Here is a 3,616-nt window from a genome sequence, read left to right as displayed (position 1 = left end):
GAAGCCTCTGTTGTCATTATAGAACCATCGAACGCCAAGGTGTGGCAAGCCAGCGGCAAAGCAAAACGAAGAAGAGAGAAAAAGAAAGCGGAAGAGGCCGCGAAACTACAAAATACCCAGCAGACAGACGGTACCACTTCTTCCACTGCCAACAACCAACCCGATAACGCCGGCCAGAAGGACCTCAAAGAGAAAAAAGAAGAGAAAAAATCTACTAAACCTCAGGATACGCAGCAAACAGAAAACACTGTCTCTCCTCCTGCTGACGCCAAGCCGGGTGACAATGGCAAGAAGAAGGTCAAAAGGAAAAAGAGAAAAACAGGATTCGGCCATTCCATTAAGAATCGTTGTCCCGGAAAGCAGCAACAGAAGATCAAGCAGGTATTCGAGAGCACCCGTGGTGAATATCACACGGTCGACAAAAACTTCCGTGCCAGTCAGTATGACCATGAACTGGACGAATATATCAAGAAAGAACTTTCCCAAAGGATACATATCTTAGGGAAATCCAAGATAAAAGTACAGCGCGATGTCTACAGTGCGTTTTTGGAATTCTGCTCATCTGAAGATTTCAAAACGCCGGATAAAAAACTATGCGATAAATTGTTTGAAAAATTCTACGCTCTTTACAAGGAAGAAATAGAGCGTATGATCAATGACCGCCGGAAGGTCTGTAATTCCGGCATCCGTGTCGCATGACTTGTCATGCACAAAGGGCAGATTGACTATCGTCCTGCCGAGGGACGTTTCCCTATCCGGGGAAGCCAACTCGACGAAGGTTTCGTCATGTGCTCATTAGAGTGCAGGAAACTAAAAGTTTGAGAGCTAACTGGCCGCCAATATCATGTTAAATGCAGGTCCAGTAGCTCGAAAGAACCCGCCGCAGCTTGCTCGGCGGTTAGTCAGAATTTGAGATATGATGACGGATGGAGGAAAAATGAGCAGCATGAAGAAAGACGAAGCAGAGAATATCTCCCTCTCTCTGGAGAGGCTGAAGACCGGTGAGATCATCCAAGTGCCTGGGTTCCCGTTCCTGCTTGGCAGGAAGGTAGATGAGAAGTCCATGGAGGGCACGGCCTGGAGGGGTGCCCCACCATCAGCCGGCATCATCTGAAGTTCGTATGGGAGAATGCCAGAGTCTGCGTGGTGGACCAGGGCTCCAGGAACGGCACATCCCTGAATGGGAACAGTCTGGTCCCCGTTGTCCCGGCACCTATCCGGGATGGAGACATCCTGACGCTGAGCAAAGAGCTTTTCGTGGTGTCGCTCTCCACGGTGTGATTTTTGAGCCCGTCAGACGGGGCAATTCATACAGAATTGCTTGAAAAGGAGTATACTTCTAATGGGTACACTATCAATATGGGGAATGGCAAAAAAATGCAAGAGAAAATGCGTTATATTTATCATTTTTACCAAAAGCGGCAATTCTTTTTAAGCGGAATCGTATATTGACTGTGTTTTGAACGTGCGGTAAAATACAAACAATCAGCGGGATTGGTGGGGGCCGATACACTGAGAAAACGAGGTCCTGCATATGTTGTTCAGTAGAAAAGAGCCGCAGATTGCAAGGGAGTCCAGCCAGGAGTTTCTGCGACAGCTTGTTCGTGAGAATCAATTCAGCGGTCTCGACAGCGAGGCCGTTGTCGTTTACGGTGAACTCCTGTCTTTTCGTGTCCAGCGGGATTACTATGAGATACTCCGTAAAAAGACGGGTGACCCCGTTACTTGGGAGTCATTTCTGGGTTTAATGCAGCACTTCCCAGGGTGGGTCACTGCATCCAACGCGGTTTTAAAGTACACTCTTGCGCAGAAGTCAACCGGGCGCTTCTTCAATTTCCATGTCAAACGGATTCGACTGCCCGCTGATTTGACTTTTGACAGTGGGGACGGTATGCTGCGTTCGGCCCGCTTGTTTGATGATACACAGCGCCGGGCCATCGTCAATGCGTTCTTCCTCCAGGCGGAGATCGACTACTATTATCAACTGCGCGGCAGACGTCGGAATTACTCGTGGGAGAAGTATCAGCGGGACTTGGGCAAGAATCAAAGGATGTGGAGAGCCGTTGACTTGGCTTTCCGCGACGGCCTGCTCCGATTGGACTTCAAGCCCGGTTGGCAGGCGGGCCTCCCGGAGACAAAGGACTTCGCTTTACTATAACATTTATTTCTTTCTTATTACAGATTTGAACGGCAACCGGTGATGGGAACGGGATGTGGTCTGAGTAAATGGATGGCTTGGGAATGGCCTACCTGCGCAAGAAAAATATTCTTGTTTTGGGGGTTGAATAACCGGCGCGGATGTGATATGCTGGATACGAATCGGAGGATCGTCGCCGCTTCCCCAGAAAGCGGCAGCATCGAAAAAACAGAATAGATTTGTTCTGATATGTCCTCTGCGCTAAAGGCTGATGGCCCATGCGCATTGAACCGGACCGAGGGATCGGCCGGGGTGATTAGAGGAATGGGGTGAGAGTCCCCAGCCGTACCGCGACTGTGTGCGTTGAGACAGATATCCGTCGGCGAAAGCCGGTCATTGGGAAACTGAGAAGGCAGGATATCTGGCACGGGTCATATGGGCCCATATACGCGAGCCAGGAGACCGATGCAGAGCAACCATGTTGGTGCGTCCGAATAATGACGTGTTGGGTGTAAACACAAAATTCGACCGCAGCGGGATTTTTGCCCCCTGTGGCCTTTTTTGTCAGAAGGGGCCGCATTGATAGAAACCTATCAACGCGGCCTTTTTGCGCCCAAATCAGGAATTGTGGAGGACCAGCATGGCGACAGGATATCAGAAACACCTGCAATGGATACAAAAGTCATCGGCGGAGCATCGAAAAAAGCTGGAGCGGGAGTTCCGGAAGTCACATAGCAAATGGACGGATGAGCAGCTCATGGCCTATCTTGCCAATGAGTGCGCGCGGGTGGGCCGTAGGCCGAACATCCAGGATGTGATCGGATACAAATATCTGCTGGAGCGGCTGCGCCTCCCCTGGGGCGTGTTGGCGGACCGGGCCTGGAAGCTGGCGAACGCCGGCGCAGCGGTGAGTTCCCCGCAGGAGCGCCGGCCGGACCGGCCCTTGGAGGGACCGCCTCGCCGGGAATCGGACGGGCCCGCCGGACAGGAACCGCCCGTGCCTCGCACGGCGCCGGACGAGGAAAAGCTCCGCCGGATCGCACGGGATCAGGCCTTTGCCGCCGAACACAGGGAAGACACCGACGAGGAGCTCCTGGCCTACCTGCGCGGGTGTGCCGGGGACCTGGGGCATTCTCCGACGAAGGCGGAGGTCCCCGGAGGTACATACATCAAGGACCGGTTCGTCTACTGGAATGTGGCGCTGGCTCTTGCGGGCCTGCCGATGCCAACGGGGGTAAAGCCCCCCACGGAGCAGGATCTATACGACTTCCGTACCGGCCGCCTCCGGGAGAAAGCAGAGAAAAAACGGCACGGAGATCCAGCCGTTCGTGAGCAGCCTATCCGCCCGCGAGAGCCCCTCCCGCTGCGGGGTGTAGATGCCGTCGAGGGGGTCTTCCCGCGGGGAAGAGACCCTTGGACGGGCGGCGGAGACGGCTTCCGCCAAGCGGGAAGGACGAAGACCCTCCGTCTCGAGCACGG

The 3,616-nt window shown here is 53.5% G+C and carries 5 protein-coding genes and 1 riboswitch; all 5 genes read left to right on the top strand.

All coding sequences use genetic code 11. From position 1 onward, the window contains the following. The coding region (locus Q0Z94_RS11530) for a hypothetical protein (RefSeq protein WP_298069857.1) at positions 1 to 699 on the top strand (699 nt) is incomplete at its 5' end. Positions 700 to 937: 238 nt separating this feature from the next. Beyond that, positions 938 to 1,114 carry a hypothetical protein gene (locus Q0Z94_RS11525; RefSeq protein ID WP_298069855.1) on the top strand — a complete coding sequence of 59 codons (177 nt, stop codon included), beginning with the start codon at positions 938 to 940 and terminating at the stop codon, positions 1,112 to 1,114. Positions 1,115 to 1,143: 29 nt separating this feature from the next. After that, a complete protein-coding gene (locus Q0Z94_RS11920; RefSeq protein WP_366517623.1) occupies positions 1,144 to 1,281 on the top strand; it encodes an FHA domain-containing protein in 138 nt (45 codons plus the stop codon). 253 nt (positions 1,282 to 1,534) lie between these two features. Next, on the top strand, positions 1,535 to 2,158 hold the full coding sequence (locus tag Q0Z94_RS11520) for a hypothetical protein (protein ID WP_298069853.1): 624 nt from the start codon (positions 1,535 to 1,537) through the stop codon (positions 2,156 to 2,158). A 300-nt stretch (positions 2,159 to 2,458) separates the two neighbouring features. Beyond that, positions 2,459 to 2,600, top strand: a riboswitch (cobalamin riboswitch). A gap of 177 nt (positions 2,601 to 2,777) precedes the next feature. Then, positions 2,778 to 3,616: hypothetical protein (locus tag Q0Z94_RS11515; RefSeq protein ID WP_298069851.1), on the top strand; the 839-nt coding region annotated here is incomplete at its 3' end.

This window comes from uncultured Mailhella sp. (assembly GCF_947631555.1).
GTDB lineage: Bacteria > Desulfobacterota > Desulfovibrionia > Desulfovibrionales > Desulfovibrionaceae > Mailhella.
This window is presented reverse-complemented; position numbering and strand designations above follow the sequence as displayed.